Source organism: Protofrankia sp. BMG5.30, assembly GCF_001983005.1.
Taxonomy (GTDB): Bacteria; Actinomycetota; Actinomycetes; order Frankiales; family Frankiaceae; genus Protofrankia; species Protofrankia coriariae.
This window is the reverse complement of the sequence record NZ_MOME01000012.1, coordinates 57,784-79,036: the sequence shown is the minus strand read 5'-3', so window position 1 is coordinate 79,036 and position 21,253 is coordinate 57,784. Positions and strand designations below refer to the sequence as shown.

Annotated in this window: 16 protein-coding genes and 1 pseudogene; 13 read left to right on the top strand and 4 right to left on the bottom strand. The window is 70.2% G+C overall.

Features of this window, described 5'->3' with window-relative positions; all coding sequences use genetic code 11:
- Window positions 1-284: 284 nt before the first annotated feature.
- The 9 genes and pseudogenes from BL254_RS08010 (at window position 285) to BL254_RS27625 (ending at window position 10,412) form a co-directional block, all read left to right on the top strand.
- Window positions 285-1,148, top strand: coding sequence for a sucrose-6-phosphate hydrolase (locus BL254_RS08010; RefSeq protein ID WP_076842958.1), 864 nt, complete (start codon window positions 285-287; stop codon window positions 1,146-1,148).
- A 196-nt stretch (window positions 1,149-1,344) separates the two neighbouring features.
- Complete coding sequence (locus BL254_RS08005) at window positions 1,345-1,950, top strand: TetR/AcrR family transcriptional regulator (RefSeq protein WP_047221312.1); 606 nt, start codon at window positions 1,345-1,347, stop codon at window positions 1,948-1,950.
- Between the two features lie 279 nt (window positions 1,951-2,229).
- The gene (locus tag BL254_RS08000; RefSeq protein ID WP_047221313.1) at window positions 2,230-3,723 is read left to right on the top strand and encodes an MFS transporter; all 1,494 of its coding nucleotides are present in this window, start codon (window positions 2,230-2,232) and stop codon (window positions 3,721-3,723) included.
- Between the two features lie 200 nt (window positions 3,724-3,923).
- Window positions 3,924-5,918, top strand: a complete 1,995-nt coding sequence (gene acs / locus BL254_RS07995) for an acetate--CoA ligase (protein ID WP_076842969.1) — start codon at window positions 3,924-3,926, stop codon at window positions 5,916-5,918.
- Between the two features lie 103 nt (window positions 5,919-6,021).
- The gene (glgP, locus tag BL254_RS07990) at window positions 6,022-8,580 is read left to right on the top strand and encodes an alpha-glucan family phosphorylase (protein WP_047221314.1); all 2,559 of its coding nucleotides are present in this window, start codon (window positions 6,022-6,024) and stop codon (window positions 8,578-8,580) included.
- A 439-nt stretch (window positions 8,581-9,019) separates the two neighbouring features.
- The gene (locus BL254_RS07985; RefSeq protein WP_200902297.1) at window positions 9,020-9,205 is read left to right on the top strand and encodes a hypothetical protein; all 186 of its coding nucleotides are present in this window, start codon (window positions 9,020-9,022) and stop codon (window positions 9,203-9,205) included.
- Window positions 9,206-9,284: 79 nt separating this feature from the next.
- Window positions 9,285-9,380: pseudogene (locus tag BL254_RS29300) on the top strand (plasmid stabilization protein); the annotation flags it as partial.
- 130 nt (window positions 9,381-9,510) lie between these two features.
- On the top strand, window positions 9,511-10,164 hold the full coding sequence (locus BL254_RS29295; RefSeq protein WP_083730921.1) for a DUF433 domain-containing protein: 654 nt from the start codon (window positions 9,511-9,513) through the stop codon (window positions 10,162-10,164).
- Window positions 10,165-10,214: 50 nt separating this feature from the next.
- The gene (locus tag BL254_RS27625) at window positions 10,215-10,412 is read left to right on the top strand and encodes a hypothetical protein (protein ID WP_139342217.1); all 198 of its coding nucleotides are present in this window, start codon (window positions 10,215-10,217) and stop codon (window positions 10,410-10,412) included.
- A 10-nt stretch (window positions 10,413-10,422) separates the two neighbouring features.
- On the opposite strand, the gene glgX is transcribed toward BL254_RS27625, so the two are convergent.
- Window positions 10,423-12,756: a glycogen debranching protein GlgX gene (gene glgX / locus BL254_RS07970; protein WP_083730920.1), complete on the bottom strand. Its 2,334-nt coding sequence runs from the start codon at window positions 12,754-12,756 to the stop codon at window positions 10,423-10,425.
- 359 nt (window positions 12,757-13,115) lie between these two features.
- On the opposite strand from glgX, the gene BL254_RS07965 reads away from it, so the two are divergent.
- The 4 genes from BL254_RS07965 to BL254_RS07950 all read left to right on the top strand — a co-directional run bounded on the left by BL254_RS07965 (window position 13,116) and on the right by BL254_RS07950 (window position 17,032).
- A complete protein-coding gene (locus BL254_RS07965) occupies window positions 13,116-13,892 on the top strand; it encodes an enoyl-CoA hydratase/isomerase family protein (protein WP_047221316.1) in 777 nt (258 codons plus the stop codon).
- Between the two features lie 5 nt (window positions 13,893-13,897).
- Window positions 13,898-14,959, top strand: a complete 1,062-nt coding sequence (locus BL254_RS07960; RefSeq protein WP_235433219.1) for a class I SAM-dependent methyltransferase — start codon at window positions 13,898-13,900, stop codon at window positions 14,957-14,959.
- Window positions 14,956-15,705: a DapH/DapD/GlmU-related protein gene (locus tag BL254_RS07955; protein ID WP_047221317.1), complete on the top strand. Its 750-nt coding sequence runs from the start codon at window positions 14,956-14,958 to the stop codon at window positions 15,703-15,705. Before BL254_RS07960 ends, BL254_RS07955 begins: the two co-directional genes overlap by 4 nt.
- Before the next feature lie 334 nt (window positions 15,706-16,039).
- A complete protein-coding gene (locus BL254_RS07950; RefSeq protein WP_254857902.1) occupies window positions 16,040-17,032 on the top strand; it encodes a M48 family metallopeptidase in 993 nt (330 codons plus the stop codon).
- Between the two features lie 70 nt (window positions 17,033-17,102).
- On the opposite strand, the gene BL254_RS07945 is transcribed toward BL254_RS07950, so the two are convergent.
- From BL254_RS07945 to BL254_RS07935, 3 genes are all read right to left on the bottom strand, one after another.
- Window positions 17,103-18,161 (bottom strand): endonuclease/exonuclease/phosphatase family protein, encoded by a 1,059-nt coding sequence (locus tag BL254_RS07945; RefSeq protein WP_076842955.1) that lies wholly within the window; start codon window positions 18,159-18,161, stop codon window positions 17,103-17,105.
- 229 nt (window positions 18,162-18,390) lie between these two features.
- The gene (locus tag BL254_RS07940) at window positions 18,391-19,995 is read right to left on the bottom strand and encodes a 1,4-alpha-glucan branching protein domain-containing protein (RefSeq protein ID WP_083730919.1); all 1,605 of its coding nucleotides are present in this window, start codon (window positions 19,993-19,995) and stop codon (window positions 18,391-18,393) included.
- Window positions 19,992-20,846, bottom strand: coding sequence for a bifunctional 2-polyprenyl-6-hydroxyphenol methylase/3-demethylubiquinol 3-O-methyltransferase UbiG (locus tag BL254_RS07935; protein ID WP_083730918.1), 855 nt, complete (start codon window positions 20,844-20,846; stop codon window positions 19,992-19,994). The genes BL254_RS07940 and BL254_RS07935 overlap by 4 nt, the downstream gene beginning before the upstream one ends.
- Window positions 20,847-21,253 lie beyond the last annotated feature (407 nt).

Genomic DNA, 21,253 nt, shown 5'->3' with positions numbered 1-21,253 from the left:
GTTGCCAGGAGTACTGCTGCCAGGAATGCTGGCCGGGGTCCGGGGCCATGTCTGTCAGGCTCGCAGCCGTGCCGGCCGGATGAAACAGCGCGCGCTGGCCTGTGGACAACCGTCCCCCGCCCGAACGGGTTGTGGACAGACTTCGCTCTGTCCCCTGTCCCCTGTCCCCTGTCCCCTGTCCGGCTTCCGCACCAGAGCGGCTTCCGTGCTCGGGCGGCTTCCGTATCCGGGCAACACGTGTGATTGCGCGGCATCTCGGCCCGCCCGTGGCATACAGTTGAGCAATCAGCACATGGACGTCCGCGCCGTCCCCGGCTGCGGCCCTGCCGGGCCCGCGCTGGGTCGTCGCCTGCGATCTCGACCAGACGCTGATCTACAGCAGGCGTTCCTTCCGGCTCCCTCCCGGTGCCGTCGAACCCGAGCTGGTCACGGTGGAGCACATCGACGGCGAGCCCGCCGCGTTCTGTACCACCGGGGCCGCCGAGCTGATCGCCAAGCTGCACGCGGCGGCGACCCTTGTTCCGGTCACCACCCGTACCCGCGCCCAGTACGAACGGGTCGATCTCGGTGTCCGCCCCCGGTACGCGATCACGACCAACGGCGGCCACCTGCTGGTCGACGGCCGTCCGGACGAGGCCTGGGCGGCCCGGATCCGGGAGCGGATCGCCACCGGTGCCCGCCCGCTCGCCGACGTGTGGGCCATCGCGCAGCGGCTCGCCGCCGACGGCTGGGTCCGGGTGAGCCGGGTCGCCGACGACCTGTTCGTATACCTCGTCGCCTACGAACGCGACGGTATCCCCGACCTGTCCGGCCTCGCGGCGAGCCTGGCGGCCGATGGATGGGGCCTGTCCGCCCAGGGCCGCAAGGTCTACCTGGTACCGGCCGTGCTGACCAAGGAGGCGGCCCTCGCCGAGGTGATGCGCAGGGCCGGGCCGGCAAGGCTCGCCGCCGCGGGGGACTCGCTGCTGGACGCGGGCATGCTCGCCGGCGCGGATCTCGCCGTCCGTCCCGCCCACGGCGAACTGGACGAGCACCGGTGGACACACCCGAACCTGYGGGTCACCACTGCCCCGGGCCTGCACGGTGGGCAGGAACTGCTCGAGATCATCGAAGCTGAGCTCGCCACGGGGCACGGCCCCGACCGCTGAGCCGGCCGCGTCAGGCCGAAGATGTCGTGATCACAATTTTCGTACATAATCGTACTTTTCGTATGTCCGCGGATCGTCGGGCGCGGGCCGTCCCGGCGTCCGCGACGTTCTGTCACCGTCGGTCACGCTAGTTCTAATTCAGGTACAGTACGGTACTGTTTTGGAACATGGCCGACGGTGGGAGGGGGCCACGACCATGATGGTTTCGACGCCCCTGGGCGGTGCCGTGCGTGGGCGTCCCCGCGACGACGCCCGTGAGCAGGCGATCCTGCACGCCGCGCTCGAGCTGCTCACCGAGGTCGGCTACGAGCGCATGAGCATGGTCGCCGTCGCGGCCCGGGCCCGGGCGAGCAAGGCGACGATCTATCGGCGATGGGCGGGCAAGGACGAACTCGTCGTCGAGGCGATCCGTCGCCAGGCGGTCGACGACATCATCATCGCGGACACCGGCAGCCTGCGCGGCGACATGATCGATATCATTCGCCAGAAGGTCAGGCGCCTGGCCGACGGCGGTGCCGCCCTGATGGCCGGCGTCGTGCTGGCCATGCGCGACTCCGTGGCCCTGGCGTCGGCGCTGCGGGCCCAGATGATCGAGGACGGGCGCGGTCTGGCCGCCCTCATCGTGCAACGGGCCGTCGACCGGGGTGAGCCGTGCTCGCCGACGGCTGCCTGCGTTTTCAACGAACTGGTTCCCGCGGCGTTCTTCTTCCGGCTTCTGATCACTGGGGAAGCCCTGGACGACGTGTTCATTCATCATCTGGTCGACGACATCCTGTTACCGCTGATGACAGCGGAACGCTGATGTTCCCGGACTTCCGTGGCACGCCGACGCCACGGCGGGAACATGATCGAAATATTTTCACCGTACCGGGGCCCCGGCGGCGGCGTCGGCCGCGGACGGTGCGTGGGAAACCATGCGCGAAACCGTGAAGGAGACAAAGGAGACATCGTCCGGCCGCCGGTTTCATTCAGGGCGGGGCGGCGTTCAACGCGACATCGGCAACAGTCGGTAAATCGCCAGAAAACACCGGCGGGGCGGCTGCCCTGCCCGGGTTCCGGCCTGGCCGGTCAAGGAGCAGTTGTGACAACGACGACCGAAGAAGATGCCCCACCGCCCACCGACCTGGGGCCACCGCAGCCTGATCCCCGGCGGTGGTTAGCGCTCATCGTCATCGCCATTGCGCAGCTGATGATCGTGCTCGACGCGTCCATCGTGAACATTGCCCTACCGCATGCCCAGGCCGACCTGCACATCTCCACGGCCGACCGACAGTGGATCATCACCGCGTACACCCTGGCCTTCGGTGGCCTGCTGTTGCTCGGCGGCCGGATCGCCGACTTCACCGGGCGCAGGCGCGCCTTTGTCGGCGGCCTGCTGGCCTTTGCCGCGGCCTCCGCGCTCGGTGGGGCCGCGCCGAACGCCGAGCTTCTCTTCGCCGCCCGCGCGTTACAGGGAGTATTTGCGGCGGTGCTCGCGCCGGCATCGCTGTCCCTGCTCACGGTGACCTTCACCGACAGCCGGGAGCGGGCCCGCGCGTTCGGTGTCTACGGCGGGATCTCCGGCGGCGGTGCCGCCATCGGGCTCATCGTCGGCGGTGTGCTCACCGAGTTCACCTCCTGGCGCTGGTGCCTGCTGGTCAACGTCCCGATCGCGCTGCTCGCAGCCGGGGCGGCCGTACTGGTCGTGCGGGAGAGCAGGGCGTCGGGCAACACCCGTTACGACATTCCGGGGGCACTCACCGTCACCGCCGGGCTCGTCCTGCTGGTCTACGGCTTCACCAGGGCGGCGGAGGACGGCTGGAGCGCGAACGTCACCCTAGGGCTGCTCGCCGCCGCCGTGGCGCTGCTCGTCGCGTTCGTCGTCATCGAGACCCGCAGCGGCGCGCCGCTGCTCCCGCTGCGTGTCCCCCTGGAGCGCAACCGTGGCGCCTCCTACCTGTCGTCCCTGCTCGTCGGCGCCGGCCTGTTCGCCACGTTCCTGTTCCTCACCTACTACTTCCAGGCCAGCCTCGGGTACAGCGCGCTGCGCGCGGGCTTCGCCTTCCTGCCCTTCAGCGTCGGCATCATCGTCTCGGCCGGGATCACGGGCCAGCTCCTGCCCCGGACCGGTCCGAAGATCCTGATGGTGACCGGGAGCCTGATGGCCACGGGTGGGATGCTCCTGCTGACGGGGATCGGGCTCGACACCGGTTACGTCAGCCATGTCCTGCCCTCCGAGGTGCTGATGAGCCTCGGGATAGGGCTGGTGTTCGTCCCGCTGACGAGTACCGCGCTCGCCGGTGTCGACGCCCACGACGCCGGGGTCGCCAGCGCTCTGATCAACACCACCCAGCAGGTGGGCGGGTCGCTGGGCACGGCGCTGCTCAACACGATTTTCGCCACCGCCGTGTCGAGTTACGCCGTCAACCACGTTCCCGGCCCGGACACCCAGGCCGAGGCTCTGATCTCCGGTTACACGACCGCGTTCGTGTGGAGCGCGGTAATACTTTTCGCCGCTTTCCTCGTGATCCTCTTCCTGCTGCGCGCCGGCAGGGACGAGCTGCCGGCCGGCGCGCTGCCGGTTCACGCCGGGTAGCGGGCGGCGCAACCGTCGGAAAGCGCCGGAGTACTGACCGCTGTATGCGGCCGGCACTTCGTGGTACACCCAATGCGGACGAGACGACATCGCTTCCGGAGGGCCAGGGGTAGCGTGATCGTGTTCTTTTCCGCGCTGACGGAGGCCCCGTCCCCGGATCATCAGGAGGGCATGTGACCAGCACGGCGGACGGTACCGGTCTGGACGCTGTCGGTACCGACATCGTCGGTACCGACGATGTCAGCCTGGAGCGCGAACTCGACCAACTGCTGGCGGTGGAGCGTTTCGACCCGCCGCCCGACTTCGTCTCCCGCTGGTATCGGCCCGCCGATGCCGCCGCGGCCGCCGCCGACCCGCCGGCTTTCTGGGCGGAGCAGGCCCGCACCCTGCTGGACTGGGACACGCCGTTCACAACCGTGCTGGACGACAGCAACCCGCCCTTTTACCGCTGGTTCACCGACGGCCGGCTCAACGTCTCGGCGAACTGCCTGGACCGGCACGTGGCCGCCGGCCGCGGGGACAAGGTGGCCATCCACTGGGTCGGTGAGGAGGGCGAACGCCGCCGGGTGACCTACTCCGACCTGCTGGCCGACACCCAGCGGCTGGCCAACGGGCTCAAGGAGCTGGGGGTCGGCAAGGGCGACGTCGTGGGGATCTTCCTCCCGATGATCCCCGAGGTCGCGGTGGCCATGCTGGCCTGCGCCCGCATCGGCGCGGTGCACAACGTCGTCTTCGGTGGCTTCGCCCCGTCCGCCGTGCGTGAGCGGATGGAGGTCTCCGACGCCAAGGTTCTGATCACGGTGGACGGCGCCCGCCGCAAGGGCCGCACCGCCCCTGTCAAGGAGGCCGTGGACGCCGAGCTGGGCGATCTGAAGGCCCTGGAGCACATCGTGGTGGTCCGCTCCACCGGGATCGCGGCGCCGATCCGCGAGGRCCGGGACGTCTGGTACCACGAGCTGCTCGAGCGGGCCGACCCGGTGGCCCCGCCGGAGCCGCTGGATGCCGAGCACCCGCTGTTCATCCTGTACAGCTCCGGTTCCACGGCCAAGCCCAAGGGCATCCTGCACACCACCGGGGGGTACCTGACCGGGGCGACGTACACCCACCGGCTGGTCTTCGACCTCGACGCGGACTCCGACGTCTACTGGTGCTCGGCGGACGTCGGCTGGATCACCGGCCACTCCTACATCGTCTACGGGCCGTTGTCCAACGGCGCGACCAGTGTGATGTTCGAGGGTGCCCCGGACTATCCCGACCGGGACATCTGGTGGAAGATCATCGAAGAGTTCAAGGTCACGATCTTCTACACCGCTCCGACCGCCATCCGGACCTGCATCAAGTGGGGCCCGCAGTACCCGGGCCGGCACGACCTCTCCTCGCTGCGGCTGCTCGGCACGGTGGGGGAGCCGATCAACCCCAAGGCGTGGCTGTGGTACCACAAGGTGATCGGCGGCGGCCGTTGCCCCATTGTCGACACCTGGTGGCAGACCGAGACCGGCGCCATCCTGATCTCCCCGTTGCCCGGTGTGACGTCGACCAAGCCGGGTTCGGCCACCACGCCGCTGCCGGGGATCTTCCCTGCCCTGCTGTCCGAGGACGGCCAGCCGGTGACCGAGGGCACCGGCGTCCTGGTGATCACCAAGCCGTGGCCGTCCATGCTGCGCACCCTCTACCGGGACGACGAGCGGTACGTGCAGACGTACTTCTCCCGCTTCGGCCGGGACRTGTACGTCGTCGGCGACGCCGCCAGGCTGGACGCGGACGGCTACTTCTGGATCATCGGCCGGATCGACGACGTGATCAACGTGTCCGGGCACCGGCTGTCGACCGCCGAGGTCGAGTCGGCGATCGTCTCGCACGAGCTGGTGGCGGAGGCCGCGGTCGTCGCCCAGTCCGACGAGCAGACCGGCCAGGCCATCGTGGCCTTTGTCACGCTCACCGGCAACCAGTCCGGGGACGACGCCACCATCGCCGAACTGCGCGAGCACGTCGCCACCCGGATCGGCAAGCTCGCTCGCCCCAAGCGGGTGATCTGGGCGGACGACCTGCCCAAGACCCGGTCCGGGAAGATCATGAGGAGGCTGCTGCGGGACATCGCCGAGGGGCGCGAGCTCGGTGACGTCACGACGCTGCGGGATCCGGACGTGGTGGCCGCCCTGGCAGGCAAGGTTGCCCAGGCCGACGCGGACGAGTGAYGGCCCGGCGATCGCCGATCCCGCCTCCGGCCGGATCCGCTGCTTCCGGCCGGAAGCCCCCCGGTGGGAGAAGTCCGTTCGGGCTGTCTAGGCTGACCATTTCGTGAGAGCCCTTCGACGCTTCACCGTCCGCGCGCAGCTCCCCGAGCAGCTTCACCCGCTCGGGGAGCTCGTCCTCAACCTTCGCTGGTCGTGGCACCCGGAGACGCTGGATCTCTTCGAGTCGGTCGATCCCGAGCTGTGGCGCACCTGCAAGGGGGACCCGGTGCGCCTTCTCGGCGAGGTCGACCATGAGCGCCTCGAAAGCCTCGCAGCCGACCGCCGCTTCGTCCGCCGCCTTGGCGATGCCGCTGACGACCTGCACGAGTACCTGACCGCGCCGCGCTGGTACCAGTCGCTGCCCGACGGCCCGCGCGCGATCGCCTACTTCTCGCCGGAGTTCGGCATCACCGAGGTGCTGCCGCAGTACTCCGGCGGGCTCGGCATCCTCGCCGGCGACCATCTCAAGACCGCCAGCGACCTGGGCGTGCCGATCGTGGGGGTGGGCCTGCTCTACCGGGCCGGCTACTTCGTCCAGTCGCTGTCCCGGGACGGCTGGCAGCAGGAACGCTATCCCGGCATCGACCCGCACGGCCTGCCGCTGACCCAGCTCACCGACGCTGCCGGCGACCCCGTGAAGATCACGCTCGGGCTGCCGGACGGGCGCACCCTGCACGCCCAGATCTGGAAGGCGCAGGTCGGTCGGGTGCCGCTGCTGCTGCTCGACTCCGACGTCGAGGACAACCAGCCGGCCGAGCGGGGCGTGACCGACCGGCTCTACGGCGGCGGCACCGACCACCGCCTGCTCCAGGAGATGCTGCTGGGCATCGGCGGGGTGCGGGCRCTGCGGGCCTACTCGGCGGTGTCCGGTGCCCCGGAGCCGGAGGTGTTCCACACCAACGAGGGCCATGCCGGCTTCCTCGGCCTGGAGCGCATCCGGGAGCTGACCGCGACCGGCCTGAGCTTCGACGAGGCGTTGGAGGCGACCCGGGCCGGGACGCTGTTCACCACCCACACCCCGGTACCGGCCGGGATCGACCGGTTCCCCCGCGACCTGGTGGCCCGCCACTTCGGCGCGGACAACGTCTGGCCCGGCGTGCCCGTCGAGCGGGTGCTCGAGCTCGGCGCCGAGTCCGACCCGAACGTGTTCAACATGGCGCACATGGGCCTGCGGCTGGCCCAGCGCTCCAACGGGGTCTCCCGGCTGCACGGGATCGTCAGCCGGGAGATGTTCGCCGGCCTGTGGCCGGGCTTCGACCCCGACGAGGTCGCGATCGGCTCGGTCACCAACGGTGTGCACGCGGCCACCTGGGTGTCCCGGAACGTGATCGAACTGGCCGACCGGGAGCTTGGCCCGTCCCCCCTCGACGACGGGGGCGAGGGCTTCACCAAGATCTCCCAGATCTCCGACGAGGCGGTCTGGGCAACCCGCCGTGAGCTGCGGGAACGCCTGGTGGCCGAGGTCCGCCGCCGGCTGCGGGAGTCCTGGCTGCAGCGCGGCGCCGCCCCCGGCGAACTGGACTGGGTCGACGGCGTGTTCGACCCGGGCGTCCTCACGATCGGGTTCGCCCGCCGGGTGCCCTCCTACAAGCGGCTGACCCTGATGCTGCACGACCCCGAGCGGCTGACCCGGCTGCTGCTGCACCCCCAGCGCCCGATCCAGCTGGTCATCGCCGGCAAGGCGCACCCGGCCGACGACGGCGGCAAGCAGCTCGTCCAGCAGATCGTGCAGTTCTCCGACAGCCCGGAGGTCCGCCACCGCATCGTGTTCCTGCCGGACTACGACATCGGCATGGCACGCTTCCTCTACTCCGGGTCGGACGTGTGGCTGAACAACCCGCTGCGCCCGCTGGAGGCGTGCGGCACGTCGGGGATGAAGGCCGCGCTCAACGGCTGTCTCAACCTGTCCATCCGGGACGGCTGGTGGGACGAGATGTTCGACGGCCGCAACGGCTGGGCGATCCCCACCGCGGACGGCGTGGAGGACCCCGAGCGCCGGGACGCCATCGAGTCGGCCGCCCTGTACGACCTGCTGGAGAACGCGGTCACCACGCGCTTCTACGACGTCGCCGGCGCGGGCGCGCCCCCACGGCACTGGACGTCGATGGTCAAGCACACCCTGTCGACCCTCGGGCCGCAGGTGCTTGCCACCCGGATGGTGCGCGAGTACGTCGAGCGGTACTACATCCCCGCCGCCGCCTCGGCCCGAGTGGCCTCGGTGGACAGCGCGCACGGGGCCCGCGACCTGGCAGCGTGGAAGGAGCGGGTCCGGGCGGCCTGGCCCGGGGTGCGGGTGGTCAACGTCGACTCGGCCGGTCTCGGCGACACCCCGCAGGTCGGCCAGTCGCTGGTGGTCCGCGCCACGGTCGAGCTCGGCGGCCTGGAGCTGACCGATGTGGAAGTCGAGGCGTCCTATGGGCGCATCGACGAGTCCGACCGGCTGCTGGGCCCGGCCACCCTGCCGCTGGCCCATGTCGGTGCCGGCGAGGGCGGTGGCCTGCGCTTCGAGGGCACCATCCCGCTGCGGCGGACAGGATCCTTCGGCTACACCGTCCGGGTGCTGCCGCGCCACCCCCTGCTCGCCTCACCGGCCGAACTCGGCCTGGTGGCGAACCCTGACTGAACGATCTCCGTCGGTTTCGCAGGCTCCAGCCAGCGGAGCCAGTGAGCGGGCCGGCATGCCGATGCCGGCCCGCTCACTTTCGCCCGATGTGTTCATCCAGCATCCCTACGTGCACATAGCGCCCCGCGGAACATGCCAACAATCCAACAAACATGCTAATTTCAAGATCAATTATCATGTTTGTTGGTGTCGGGCGACCTGGTGTCGGGCCGATGGCGGGCGCATTCGCCTGATCTCGATCATCGTCGCGGTATGGCACCGCGCGACCGCGTCAGCCGGGATGCCAGCCCCGCCGATCTCATCGGGTTCACAAGCCGTACGTCTGGCGCCTTGCTTGTACGGAACGATGGCCCACCGTACGTTCGATCCATGACCATGTCGTCCGAACTGAGCGTGTCCGAGGCTCGGGAGTGCCTGGCCTCGATCATCGACCAGGTCCGTGTCGACCACCAGCCGATCTATCTGTCCCGCCGTAGTCGACGCCGACGATCTGGACCGCATCCTCGCCCTGGCCGAGGACATGACYGACATCCGCGAAGCCGAACGAGCCCACGAGGAGATGACGCTCACCGGCCGGACACCCGTTCCCTGGGACGAGGTGAAGGCCGATCTCGGCCTGGAATGAGATACCCGGCCACCATTGCTCCGGCCGCGTTCCGCGGTTAGGCGCACCCGACCCCGTCGCGCGGCGCCGTGTACAGGCCGTGATCGACCTGCTCGCCGACAGTCCTCACCCGCCGCTCGCCCGGCAGTTGGTCGGTGGCGCCGACGAACGGCGGGTACGCACCGGTGTCCACCGCATTATGTACGACATCCAGGACAAAGAGCCGATCATCCTGGTCGTCGCCGTCGGCAATAGCTCTCTACAATCAGAGGACTGCGATTTCTGGCCGACTGTGAAGAGCAGGAAATCCGGCCCGGCGTCTCGGTATGGTCGGACGGTTCGCGTGGTTAATGCCGGTCCGGTTAATCAGGGCCAGGAATCGGCGCGGCTACGACATCAACGGGCTTGTCCAGTTGCGCGTGGTCGCCGAACTACGGCAGGGCGGCGTCAGTCTCCAGCACGTCCGACGGGTCGTTCAATACCTGCAGGCGCACTATCGGGCACCGCTCAGCGAGTTGCGTTTCTCCGTCCGAGGAAACGAAATCTGTTTCCAGCACCCCGACGGGAGCTGGGAGGGGGATCGGCAGCCCGGGCAGCTCGTCTACAGTCAGGTTCTCCAGCTCGAGGCGATTCGCATGAATCTCCTGCGGCAGGTCGGTGAAAACGACCGGACGCGGGACGCCGGTCAGATTCAGCGCCGTCAACGGGTACGGGGCGCACAGCCCGTTTTTGCCGGAACGCGGATACCCGTTGCCGCGGTCATGGCCTATCTCGACCGGGGATATGGCACGAAGCGGATCATTCAGGCTTATCCGCAACTGACTCCGGACGACATCGAGGCCGCCCGTCGTCAGGCCGGGTGGATTCTTCTTGCGGTTCATTCTCGATCACGATGTGGACGCGGCTGTTCGCGGCGTCCTGATCGGGTATGGGCACGAGTGTCGGAGCGCTTTCGAGGTGGGTCTTCATCTGGTCCATGACGAGGACCTCGCCGTGTACGGCCACAACCAGGGCGCCGCCATCGTCAGCCATGACCGGAGGTTCGCACAATGGCGACAGAGGCGAACCTTTGGTCAGCAAATCTGGACTGCGGTGTCCGGAACCGGACGCGGTCGACGTCATCAGTACCCATATCGACGCGATCGTTTACCACCTGGCCCGGATGGCCGAGGTCGTCATCACCATCGGGCCGGATACCTTCAGGGTTTCGGCCGCCAAATGGGAGTGACTGGTTCTGCTCATTCGGTGGCGCGCAGGAGGAGGACGGCGCGGCCGGCGACGGGTAGGTGTTCGCCGGCGTCGAGGGGCCGTGACGGGGTGTCGAGCGTGGCGGGGAAGCCTGCGAGGTCGTCCGCGCTGGTGTCGAGCAGCAGCGCGTAGGCCGACGCCCACGGCTGGCCTGGCAGGACGACGGTCACCGGGTCGCTGTCCGGGTGCAGGACGAGCAGGAAGCTGTCGCCGGTGGCCGCGATGCCGTCCGGCGCGCGCCAGCCGAGGGCCGTCCCGCACAGGTGGGCGACGACCGTGCGGACGTTCGGGGAGTTCCAGTCCGCGTCCGACATGACCGCGCCGTCCGGGCGGAACCAGGTGATGTCCGCGGCTGTCCCGGCGGTGGAGGAGCCGCCCTGGAAGAACGTCCGTCGGCACAGCGTCGGGGAGCGGCGCCGTAGCGCGATCAGGCCGCTGACCAGCGGCAGCAGCATCAGGTCGGGCCCGGCCGGGTCGGGCGCGGGCAGGCCGTCCGCGGGTGCCGGGCCGTCCTCGCCGGAGGTGCCGGCGGGCAGGGCGCGCCCGGGGGCGTGACCGTCGAGGAGGCGGCCGTCGGGCGCCGGGGCGGTGCGGGTGGGCCAGCGCAGCCACGAGGTGGCGTTGTCCTGGCAGTAGGCGTTGTTGTTGCCGCCCTGGGAACGGCCGAGCTCGTCCCCGGCGAGCAGCATCGGCACCCCCGCCGACAGCAGCAGGGTCGCCAGCAGCGAGCGGCGGACCAGCCGCCGGCAGGCCAGCACGGCCGGATCGTCGCTGGGCCCCTCCACCCCGAAGTTCGCCGAGTTGCCGTGGTCGTCGCCGTCGCGGTTGTCCTCGCCGTTGGCCTCGTTGTGCTTGTGGTCGTAGGAGACGAGGTCGGCGAGGGTGAAGCCGTCGTGCGCGGTGACGAAGTTCACCGACGCCCACGGCTGGCGGCCCGAATGGTGGTACAGATCACTTGATCCGGTGATCCGGTAGCCCAGGTCGGCCACGGTGGAGGCACCGCGCGTCCATGCCGCGCGCACGGTGTCCCGGTAGCGGCCGTTCCACTCCGCCCACGGCGCCGGGAACGCGCCCACCTGGTAGCCGCCCCAGCCGACGTCCCAGGGCTCGGYGATGAGCTTGACGGTGGACAGCAGCGGGTCGGCGTGGATGGCGGTCAGCAGCGGCGCCGCCGGGTCGAAGCCGTCGGGGCTGCGCGCGAGCGCCGTCGCCAGGTCGAAGCGGAACCCGTCCACGCCCATCTCGGTGACCCAGTAGCGCAGCGAGTCCGTGATCAGCTTCACCACGTGCGGGGACGCGGTGTTCACCGTGTTGYCGCAGCCGGTGACGTCCCGGTAGCGACGTGGGTCGCCCGGGTCCACCCGGTAGTAGGTCGTGTTGTCCAGGCCGCGCAGCGACAGGGTGGGGCCGTGCTCGTCGCCCTCGGCGGTGTGGTTGAACACCACGTCGAGAATGACCTCTATCCCGGCCGCGTGTAACGCGCCCACCATCGACTGGAACTCGGCCACCGGGTTGTTCGTGGCCGCGTAGCCCGGGTGCGGGGCGAAGAAGCCCACGGTGTTGTAGCCCCAGTAGTTGGTCAGGCCGCGCTGGGACAGGGCCGGCTCCGGGACGTGCGCGTGGACCGGGAGCAGTTCCACCGCGGTGACGCCGAGCGTGCGCAGGTGGTCGATGACCGCCGGGTGGGCCAGGCCTGCGTAGGTGCCGCGCTGCGCCGGCGGGACGTCCGGATGCGTCCGGGTGAACCCCTTCACGTGCAGTTCGTAGATGACCGTCTCGGGCCAGGGGATGGCCGGGCGCTTCCCGGTCGGGCGGCGGCGGCCGTCGACCACCACGCACACCGGGACGAAGGGCGCGGAGTCGTGCCCGTCGGGGCCGGCCGCGTACGGGTCGGCCTCCTCGAAACCGTGGATCGCGGGATGTGGGACGAGGGAACCGGTCAGCATCCGCGCGTAGGGGTCGACGAGCAGCTTGGCCGGGTTGTGACGCAGACCGCGTTCGGGGGCGTAGGGCCCGTGTGCCCGCAGCCCGTAACGCTGGCCCGGCCCGACCCCGGGCAGGTAGCCGTACCAGACCCCGCCGCCCCGTTCGGGCAGCCGGTGGCGCTTCTCCCGGCCCCGGGTGTCGAACAGGCAGATCTCGACCGCGTCCGCGCTCGGGGCCGCCACCGCGACGTTGGCACCCCGGCCGTCCCAGTGGACCCCCAGCGGCTCGGGCGACCCGGGCAGCACGAGCCCGCGCCGGGCGGCAGCGGCCTGACCGGCCTTGGGCCGATCGGTGTTGGGCTGATCGGTGCTGTCACGAACGCGGAATCGTGGCGTCACCTCCGTGACGGTAGCCGCGGCATGTTACCGGCGCCCGATTCCGGTCACTGCTGTCCGGTTACTCCCGCCGGTGGGAGGGGCCGTGGGTGGCCGGCGGTGCCGCGATTCGGTGGGATCCGATCATCAGGATCGGGTCGTCACGGCTGCCGAACGCGCCATAGCCGCCAAAAGGTGTCGGAAACGTAATCGTCGCGTATCCGTGAAGATCGAGTCGTCAGGGCTTAGGCTGCCTGAATCAGGGGTGCCGTCTGGACGTCACGGGCCCGGCACGGGTACCAGCGGATGACAGTTGGCCAACGGTGGGGCGACGGATGGGCCGTACGCCGCCGGAAGCCGGGAATGATCGAGGAGGTCGGTCGGTGGCGGTCGTGGGGTTCGACGTCGACGGCGGTGTTGGCACGATCAGGCTGGATCGGCCCCCGATGAACGTCATCAACAGCGAGGTCACCGCCGGGCTGCGCGCGGCGGCCGACGAGGCGACCAGGCGGACGGACGTGCGGGCGGTCATCATCTACGGCGGCCCGAAGGTGTTCGCGGCCGGGGCCGACGTCAAGGAGATGGCTCCGCTGGACCACGCGGAGATCCTGACGTGGGTGACCGAGCTGACCACCACGTTCGAGGCGGTGGCCCGGATCCCGAAACCGGTGGTGGCCGCGGTGACCGGCTACGCCCTCGGCGGTGGCCTGGAGCTCGCCCTGACCGCCGACTTCCGGGTCTTCGGGGACAACGTCAAGGCGGGACAGCCCGAGATCCTGCTCGGCATCATCCCGGGCGCGGGCGGGACGCAGCGGCTGCCACGGCTGATCGGGGTGGCGAAGGCCAAGGATCTGATCTTCACTGGCCGGCAGGTCCGGGCCGCCGAGGCCAAGGAGATCGGTCTCGCCGACCGGCTGGTCGCCCCCGACGACGTCTACACCGAGGCACGCTCCCTCGTCGCCCGGTTCGTCGACGGGCCGGCGGTCGCGCTGCGGGCGGCCAAGCGGGCGATCGACGACGGGCTGGACAGCGGGCTGTCCGAGGGGCTGCGCCTGGAGACGTCGCTGTTCGCCGGGCTGTTCGGCACGCAGGACAGGCGCATCGGCCTGGACTCCTTCGTCGAGCGCGGTCCCGGCAAGGCTGATTTCGTCGGCCGCTGAACGCCATGGACGACGCCGTGGACGTGCCCCGGGCAGGCGAGGCGAACCCGGAAGCCGGGACGGACCGGGTGCCGGGAACGGACCAGGAATCCGAGACGGCCGGGCCGGGCCGGGCGGCCGGGCCGTCGGCGTCCGACATCCGGGCGGCCTGGAACGACCCCAAACAGGCGAACATCATCTACCACGACGCCGAGGCCGACTCCTACGACGCCAAGTGGTCGATCTCGTTCGACGACCGCTGCATCGACTACGCCCGGGACAGGTTCGTCACCATCGCCGGGAGAACCGGCTGGCCCTACCCGAACGCCCTCGAGATCGGCGCGGGCACCGGGTTCTTCCTGCTCAACCTGGTGCAGGCCGGGGTGGTCGCCCGCGACGGGGCGCACGTCAGCGACATCAGCCCCGGGATGGTCGCCACCGCGACCCGCAACGCCGCGAACCTGGGCCTGACGGTCGCGGGCCGGGTCGCCGACGCCGAGTTCGTCCCGTACCCGGACGCGAGTTTCGACCTGGTGGTGGGGCACGCCGTCCTGCACCACATCCCGGATGTCGAGCGGGCGCTGCGGGAGGTGCTGCGGGTACTGCGGCCGGGTGGGCGGTTCGTGTTCGCGGGGGAGCCGACCCGCTACGGCGACGTGGTGGCCCGCCGGCTGTCGCGGGCGACCTGGTGGGCGACCACCCGGGTGACCAGGCTGCCGATGCTGCGGGACTGGGCCCGGCCGGCCGAGGAGCTCGCGGCCAGTTCCGCCGCGCACGCCCTGGAGTCCGTGGTGGACCTGCACACCTTCGTCCCGGCGGAGTTGGCCGCGCTGGCGCGCCGCGCCGGCGCGGCCGAGGTGAAGGTGCGCACGGAGGAGCTCACCGCGGCCTGGTTCGGCTGGCCGGTGCGCACCTTCGAATGCGCCGTCGCCGAGTCGAAGCTCGGCTTCGGCTACCGGATGCGCGTCTACCGGACCTGGCAGCGCCTTGCCGCCTTCGACGCCCGGTACGCTTCCCGGGTGGTGCCTTCCGGTCTTTTCTACAACGCTCTCGTCACCGGTGTCCGGGCGCCGGATCCACACCGGTGAGAATACTCGGCCGCCGCTCGGGCGGAGATCCCCGGCAGGAGCGTTTCCTCACGTTCTCCGCGGTGCGCTGGATCGTCCGCCATCGGGCCTGGACGCCTTTCTACCTGCACCGGTACTGGCGGTTCGCGCTGTTTCGGCTACGGTATCCGCAGGTGGTGACCGAGGGTTTCGTTTTTCTTGGGAAGAACGTGGTCCTCGAGGGGCGYCCCGGCTACGGGAGGATCGTGCTGGGCCGCTGGGTGCACCTCGGTGACAACAGTCGGATCCGCTGCCACGAGGGAAACCTGCGTATCGGCGACAAATGTGTCCTCGGACGGAACAGCACCATCAACTGCTATCTTGACGTCGAAATCGGCGCAAAATCCCTGATCGCGGACGACGTGTACATCATAGATTTCGATCACGTGTTCGACGATATTCACGTGCCAATCAAGGACCAGGGCATCGTGAAGTCCCCGGTGCGGATCGGCTCGGACGTGTGGATCGGCACCAAGGTCACCGTGCTGCGCGGGACCCGCGTCGGCCCGGGATCGGTGATCGCCGCGGGTGCCGTGGTGAACGCCGACATCGCGCCGATGTCGGTCGCGGTGGGTGTGCCCGCCCGTGTCGTGCGTAACCGGACAGCGGACTACCAGGCCGCCGAGGCGAAGCGGGCGGCTCTGGCCGACATCGCCCGCAAGACGGCCGCGGCCGCCGCCGGGGTCATCGCGGCCCGCGCCGAGGCCGGTCGCCCCCGTCAGGGATGACCTGTCGCGCCGGCGGTCGAACCGGTGATCGGCCCGGTGACGGGCACAATGGTCAACACGATGATCGACATGATGTCGGAAAGTCGACTTCGTCACCACCGTGGGTGGGGCTTTCGCGACCTTCCGGCGGGCTCTATTATGTCGTCTGACGTCCCGCTTAGATCGATAATATGGTGATCGACCAGTACGACGATCAACAAGTACGGCGATCGGCAGGTACAGCGATCAACAATTGTCGATCGACAAGGTGGCCGACAACAGCGGCCCGGGCGGGTGTCCCGAGAGGTTGAGGATGGCCGAAGCCGACGACATCGTAAACATCCGAAAGCTACCGGTGGATTTCACTGAAACGAGCCGACAGGTCGCCGACCGGCCAGAAAAAGGCGGGCGGGTCCGGTTGCCGGGGCTCGACCCCGATGCCTTTCGGCATCCTCTCGACCGGCGGGCCACCCGTACGCTGCAGCGGATTCCCGGGTTCGACCGGGCCGTGRCGAAATACATCGAATGGGGCGTGGAACGCGGCCACTACGTGGAGCACACGGCGTCCAGCGTGAAAGTGGGGCCGAACCAGCTCCCGGAGATCTACGCGATCCTGCGCGAGGCGTGCGCGATCTTGGACGTTCCGGAGCCCGAGCTCTACGTCCGGCGCGGCCCGGTCGACGCCTACACCGCCGGGCACACCCGGCCCTACGTGGTGCTGTTCACCGACCTGCTCGACATCATGGACACCGACGAGCTGCTGGCCGTGATCGCGCACGAGCTCGGCCACGTCAAGTGCGGCCACGTCCTCTACGGGACGATGGCCCGCATCGTAGGCGGTGCCATGGGCGCGGGGGTGGCCCGCAGGGCGGGCGCCGCCATGGGCAACGTCGTCTCCTTCGGGCTGGGAGCGGGCCTGGCGGCCTGGTCCCGCAAGGCGGAGCTGACCGCCGACCGGGCGGCGATGCTCGCCGTCCAGGATCCCGGCCCGTGCGTCCGGATGATGATGAAGCTCGCCGGCGGCRCGACCCGCTGGCTGGACCAGATGAACCCGGAGGCCTTCCTCGAGCAGGCCCGGCTGCTCGAGGACATGGTCGAGGAGAGCGCGCTCGCCCGGCTCCACCGACTGCGGATCCGCACCACCGGATCCCATCCGCTCGCGGTCGAGCGCGCCCGCTACTTCGACGAGTGGCTGCACGAGGACGAGCCCCGCAAGATCCTGGAGGGCATCTATGCCGTGCGGGCCGGCAGCCGGCACTGCCTGACCTGCGAGACACCGCCGCGTCCGACCGAGAACTTCTGCGCGTCCTGCGGCACCGGTCTCGCCGTCTGGACGGCCGCCGGCTGACCCGGCCCGGCCGGCCGCTTCGGCGCACGGCGCACGGCGCACGGCGCAGGCACGGCTGCACGGCGAGGGCTCAGCGCAGGGCGAGGTCGACCACGAGTGGTTTGTGGTCGCTGCCGATCTTGTCGCCCACCTGATAGCCGGTGACGGCGAACTGCGGTGACGCCAGCACGTGGTCGATCCGTAGCAGCGGTGGCAGAGCCAGGTGGTTGGCGTTCCAGGTCGGGGTCCAGCCGGCGCCGGCCACGTCGTGGGCGTCCCGCAGCCGCTCGTCGAGCAGGCGCGCGAACGGCCGGTGGTCGCGGGTGGCGTTGAAGTCACCGGCGAACACCACCGGGACAGGGGAGAGGGCGGCCTCCGCCCGCAGGGCGTCCAGCTGCCGTCGCCACCGGGCGGCGTAGTCGCGGCTCGTCGGTGACACCGTGTGGACGGCGAAGAGCCGGAACTGGCGGGTGGCGTCCACCCGGACCGTCATCCGCAGCGACGGCAGGTCGGCGACCATCGGCAGCTCCGCCTGGACGAGCGGGAACCGGGAGAACACCGCCACCCCGAACGGATCCGGCCGCGGATGCGCCTCCCGGTAGGCGTAGCCGTCCAGCACGCCGGACTTTGTCACCGCGTCCAGGGTGAGCGGGGTGGCCTCCTCCAGCACGACGATGTCGGGCCGGGCACGGGTGATCTGGGCGCCGAGCCGCCCGGCGTCGCCGTTGGTGTACAGCAGGTTGGACGTCATGATCCGTACCTTTGCCGCGCCGGCGGGGACGGCCTCGGGCCTGCCCGGCCACAGTTCGGGCACGGTGAAGGCCAGATGGGCGATGACGGCCAGCAGCGAGACGACCAGCAACCGGTTGCGCCGCAGCGCGAAGGCGGCCGCCAGCGCCACGTAGGCGGGCAGGTACTCGACCGGGGCGAACGCGTTGATCCCCGAGTACGGCCAGCTCAGCACGTCGTCCAGATGGAGCAGCCGGCCCGCGGTGATGATCACGAGGGTGCCGGCGACCACCCAGGAGAGAAAGATCGTCAGGGTTCGTGGCGGTATCACGGCGGCGGCGCGGTCCTTCGCCCCCGGCCTGTCCGGCTCGCCGGGGAACACGGGCAGGTCGGAACCGGTCTCCGGATGCGGGGAGGTCATGACAACAGGTTGCCGGTAGGGATGGCCGCCGCGGCCACCAGGGTGGGACGCGGATCCGACACTGCGGCCGAGTACACACCGACATCGCGGCCGACCGCACACTGACCCCGTCCGCAACCGTCCGTATGGACCATGATCCAAGCGAGTTTGTCGTTCTGTACGTTTTTCCACCGCATTGGCGTACACGCCGACAAACTCGCGCCGATCTTCCCCGGTTGGCCGGCAGCGGTCAGGCCCTGGTGAGCCGGCGGGCGTCCAGGGCCGGGAAGGGGTGGTCCAGGGTGCGGTAGTGGCGGGCGAGCCTGGTGGCGGCGAGCCGGTCGCGGGCGTGGACCGTGTCGGCCAGTGCGTCGAAACGCCCCGCGTGCGTGTAGGCCCGGGATCTGGCGTAGTCCGCGGCGCTGTCGTGGGTGACGCAGAACGCCCAGTCGCTGGCGCTGGTGAGGAACGCCTCCCGTGCCATCTGGTCGAGGACGTCGTCCCGCTCGGCCGGGTGGGCGGCGGCGGTCACGACCTCGACCARCCGCCCGTTCACCTCGGCGGCGAGCTTGGCCAGGTCGGTCACGTCCGCCCAGACGTGGAAGTCCTTGCCGCGCCCCCAGGAGCCCGCCGGCAGGTCGCGGGCGCCATCGACGTGCCCGGCCGCGGCCGCCTGTGACAGCGTCGCAGCCTGGATGCCGGCGTCGGGCAGCAGGGTGAGGACCGCTTCCAGGAACGCCGGCCCCTCGTGCCAGTGGTGGCCGAACAGTTCGGTGTCGAAGGCGCACACGACCAGCGCGCGGCGGCCGTCCCTGGCCGCGGCCAGCTCGGTCAGCCGCCGCCGGAGCACACCGACGAAGCGCGCGGCGTCGTCTGCGGCGGCCCGGCGGGCGGCGGCGGGTTCGTACGGCGCCTTGCGCCCGGGCGGGGTGTCCACGGACGTCACCCTGGACACCCGCAGGCCACTGCCGTGGTCGAAGGTGTGGAAGTCGCGGTACCACGCGCCTCTGGGATAGCCGGCGGTGGGCGACCACACCTCGTAGGAGACGCCGAGGTCGCGGGGGAAGGCCAGCACGCCGCTGCCCGCGACGTCGTAGGCGCCGGCGGTCTCGCCGCCGACGGTCGGGCCGTCCACCACGAAGTGGGTCACACCCGCGGCGGCGTAGTGCCGTTCCAGCCCCGGCCGGTAGGCGCACTCGGGCGCCCAGATCCCGCGGGGCCGGGTACCGAGGCGTAGGGCGGCGTCGTCGAGGCCGGCGCCGAGCTGGACCGGCACGATCCGCTCGTCCAGCAGCGGCAGCACCGGGTGGGACGCCGGCCCCCCGAGCAGTTCGACGACACCGGCGTCGGCCAGGCGGCGCAGCAGCGGTGACGCCCCGTGCCGCCAGCGGCCCTCGACGGCGCGCAGGGCGGCGGTGGCCAGCGCGCCTTCGTGGCCCGCGCCGGGCACGCCGTCCACCAGTGCCCCCTGCGCCCGAAGCTGCCAGTCCGCCACCCACCTGGCCAGTCCGGACAGGCAGTACGGGTCGTCCAGCATGGCGGCCAGCACGGGTGTGACGCCGAGGGTGAGCACGTTGCGCTGGCCGGTGTCGGCGAGACGCTCGAGCAGGTCGAGCAGGGGCAGGTAGGCACCGGTCCAGGCCTGGTAGAGCCATTCCTCGCCGACCGGCCACGCGCCGGCGTGCGCGACCCACGGCAGATGGCTGTGCAGCACCAGGCAGAACGTTCCGACCGGCTCGGCCGGCGTCCGGGCCGCTCCGCGGGTCGGGGTCGGGGAAATGGTCGGGGTCGGGGAAGCGGTCGGGGTCGGGGAAGCGGCCGGGGTCGGCGCCGCGGGCCGTGCCGGGTGGCTCATGGCCGGCGGTAGGCGACCACGGCCAGGTCGAGACAGGCCGTGATCGGGGTGTCGGCGGTGTCCGGGTGCAGGGCGAAGTCGTCGATGGCGGTGCGGCGTACCCGCTCGGCCAGCGCGGCGGACCACTGCGGGTAGGGGCGGGCGAGCTGGGCGTCCACGATCGCGCCGTTGCGGCGCTCCCAGGCCCGTAGTCGCGGCGCGTGCCAGACGCCCCACAGGCGGGTGACCACGAAATGCTCCTCGAGGAGGGAGACGAGCTCGTCGGGGGCGAGCTCCCGGGTGTGGTAAGGGTTCGCGGGAGTGTCGAGCCCCGGTGAGAAGGTCAGCCGGTTCGGGGTCGTCAGCACCAGCGTGCCGGCCGGGCGCAGCACCCGGGCGCACTCGGCCAGGAACGCCTCCTGGTCGTTGAGATGCTCGATGACCTGCAGGTTCGCGACGACCTCGGCGGTGGCGTCGGCGAACGGCAGCCGCTGGAGATCGGCGCGGACAGGGGTGGTGGCGGGATAGGTGCGCCGGACGTGCTCGACGACGTCGGCGGCGGTGTCGACCGCGATGACCCGGGAGGCGGACCTCGCCAGCATCGCCGCGCCGTACCCCTCGCCGCAGCCCGCCTCGACGACCACGGCCCCGGTGGTGAAGGGGGCAAACGCGGCATAGGCCGCCTCGTGCCGTTTGAACCAGTACCGCTCGAACCACACCCCCGGTACGGTCCGTTCCCCGAAGACCGCCCAGGCGAGCAGGGTGTTGTGGTCATCGGACGTGGGGGTGGCCCCGGCGGTGTGGCGGGGTTCAGCGATGTTGCGGGGCCCGGTGGTGTGGCGGGGCGTCGTCGCCGCTTCGTGCCTGACCATGAAACCCGACCCTACGCACTGGTAACCACAACGTGTCGGCGGCTCTCCACAGACAGCAAAAGGTGTGACTTATATGACGTATTACGGGAGGGCTACGGGACGGGTACGAAAGCGGCGTAAAGATGTAACAAAACGGGGTCTCGTCCGCCATGGTTCGGTCCGTTGCAGTACCAACGGAATGCGTCCGACAGGCAACGGTGCGTAATAGTCTACCAGCGGTGAGCGCAACCGCGGTGACGGGCGCCGTGGGCCGTCACGCCCCGGCTGCCCGTCACAGGGCTCGTTCGCCGTCACAGGCCAGTTCGCCCCTGGCCTGTTCACATCTGTCGCGTTATGGCTTTCTCATACGGCTCTGCTTGTACCTCTCTGTACTGATATATCAATTTCTGTACTGATTTATACGATGT

Excerpts from the sequence above, each read along its gene's own strand:
- BL254_RS27625 (WP_139342217.1), top strand. The coding sequence starts at position 10,215 with ATGACCGGAGGTTCGCACAATGGCGACAGAGGCGAACCTTTGGTCAGC.
- BL254_RS07935 (WP_083730918.1), bottom strand. The coding sequence starts at position 20,846 with ATGGTCAGGCACGAAGCGGCGACGACGCCCCGCCACACCACCGGGCCC.
- BL254_RS07945 (WP_076842955.1), bottom strand. The coding sequence starts at position 18,161 with ATGACCTCCCCGCATCCGGAGACCGGTTCCGACCTGCCCGTGTTCCCC.
- BL254_RS29295 (WP_083730921.1), top strand. The coding sequence starts at position 9,511 with ATGGTCGGACGGTTCGCGTGGTTAATGCCGGTCCGGTTAATCAGGGCC.
- BL254_RS07960 (WP_235433219.1), top strand. The coding sequence starts at position 13,898 with ATGGACGACGCCGTGGACGTGCCCCGGGCAGGCGAGGCGAACCCGGAA.
- BL254_RS08005 (WP_047221312.1), top strand. The coding sequence starts at position 1,345 with ATGATGGTTTCGACGCCCCTGGGCGGTGCCGTGCGTGGGCGTCCCCGC.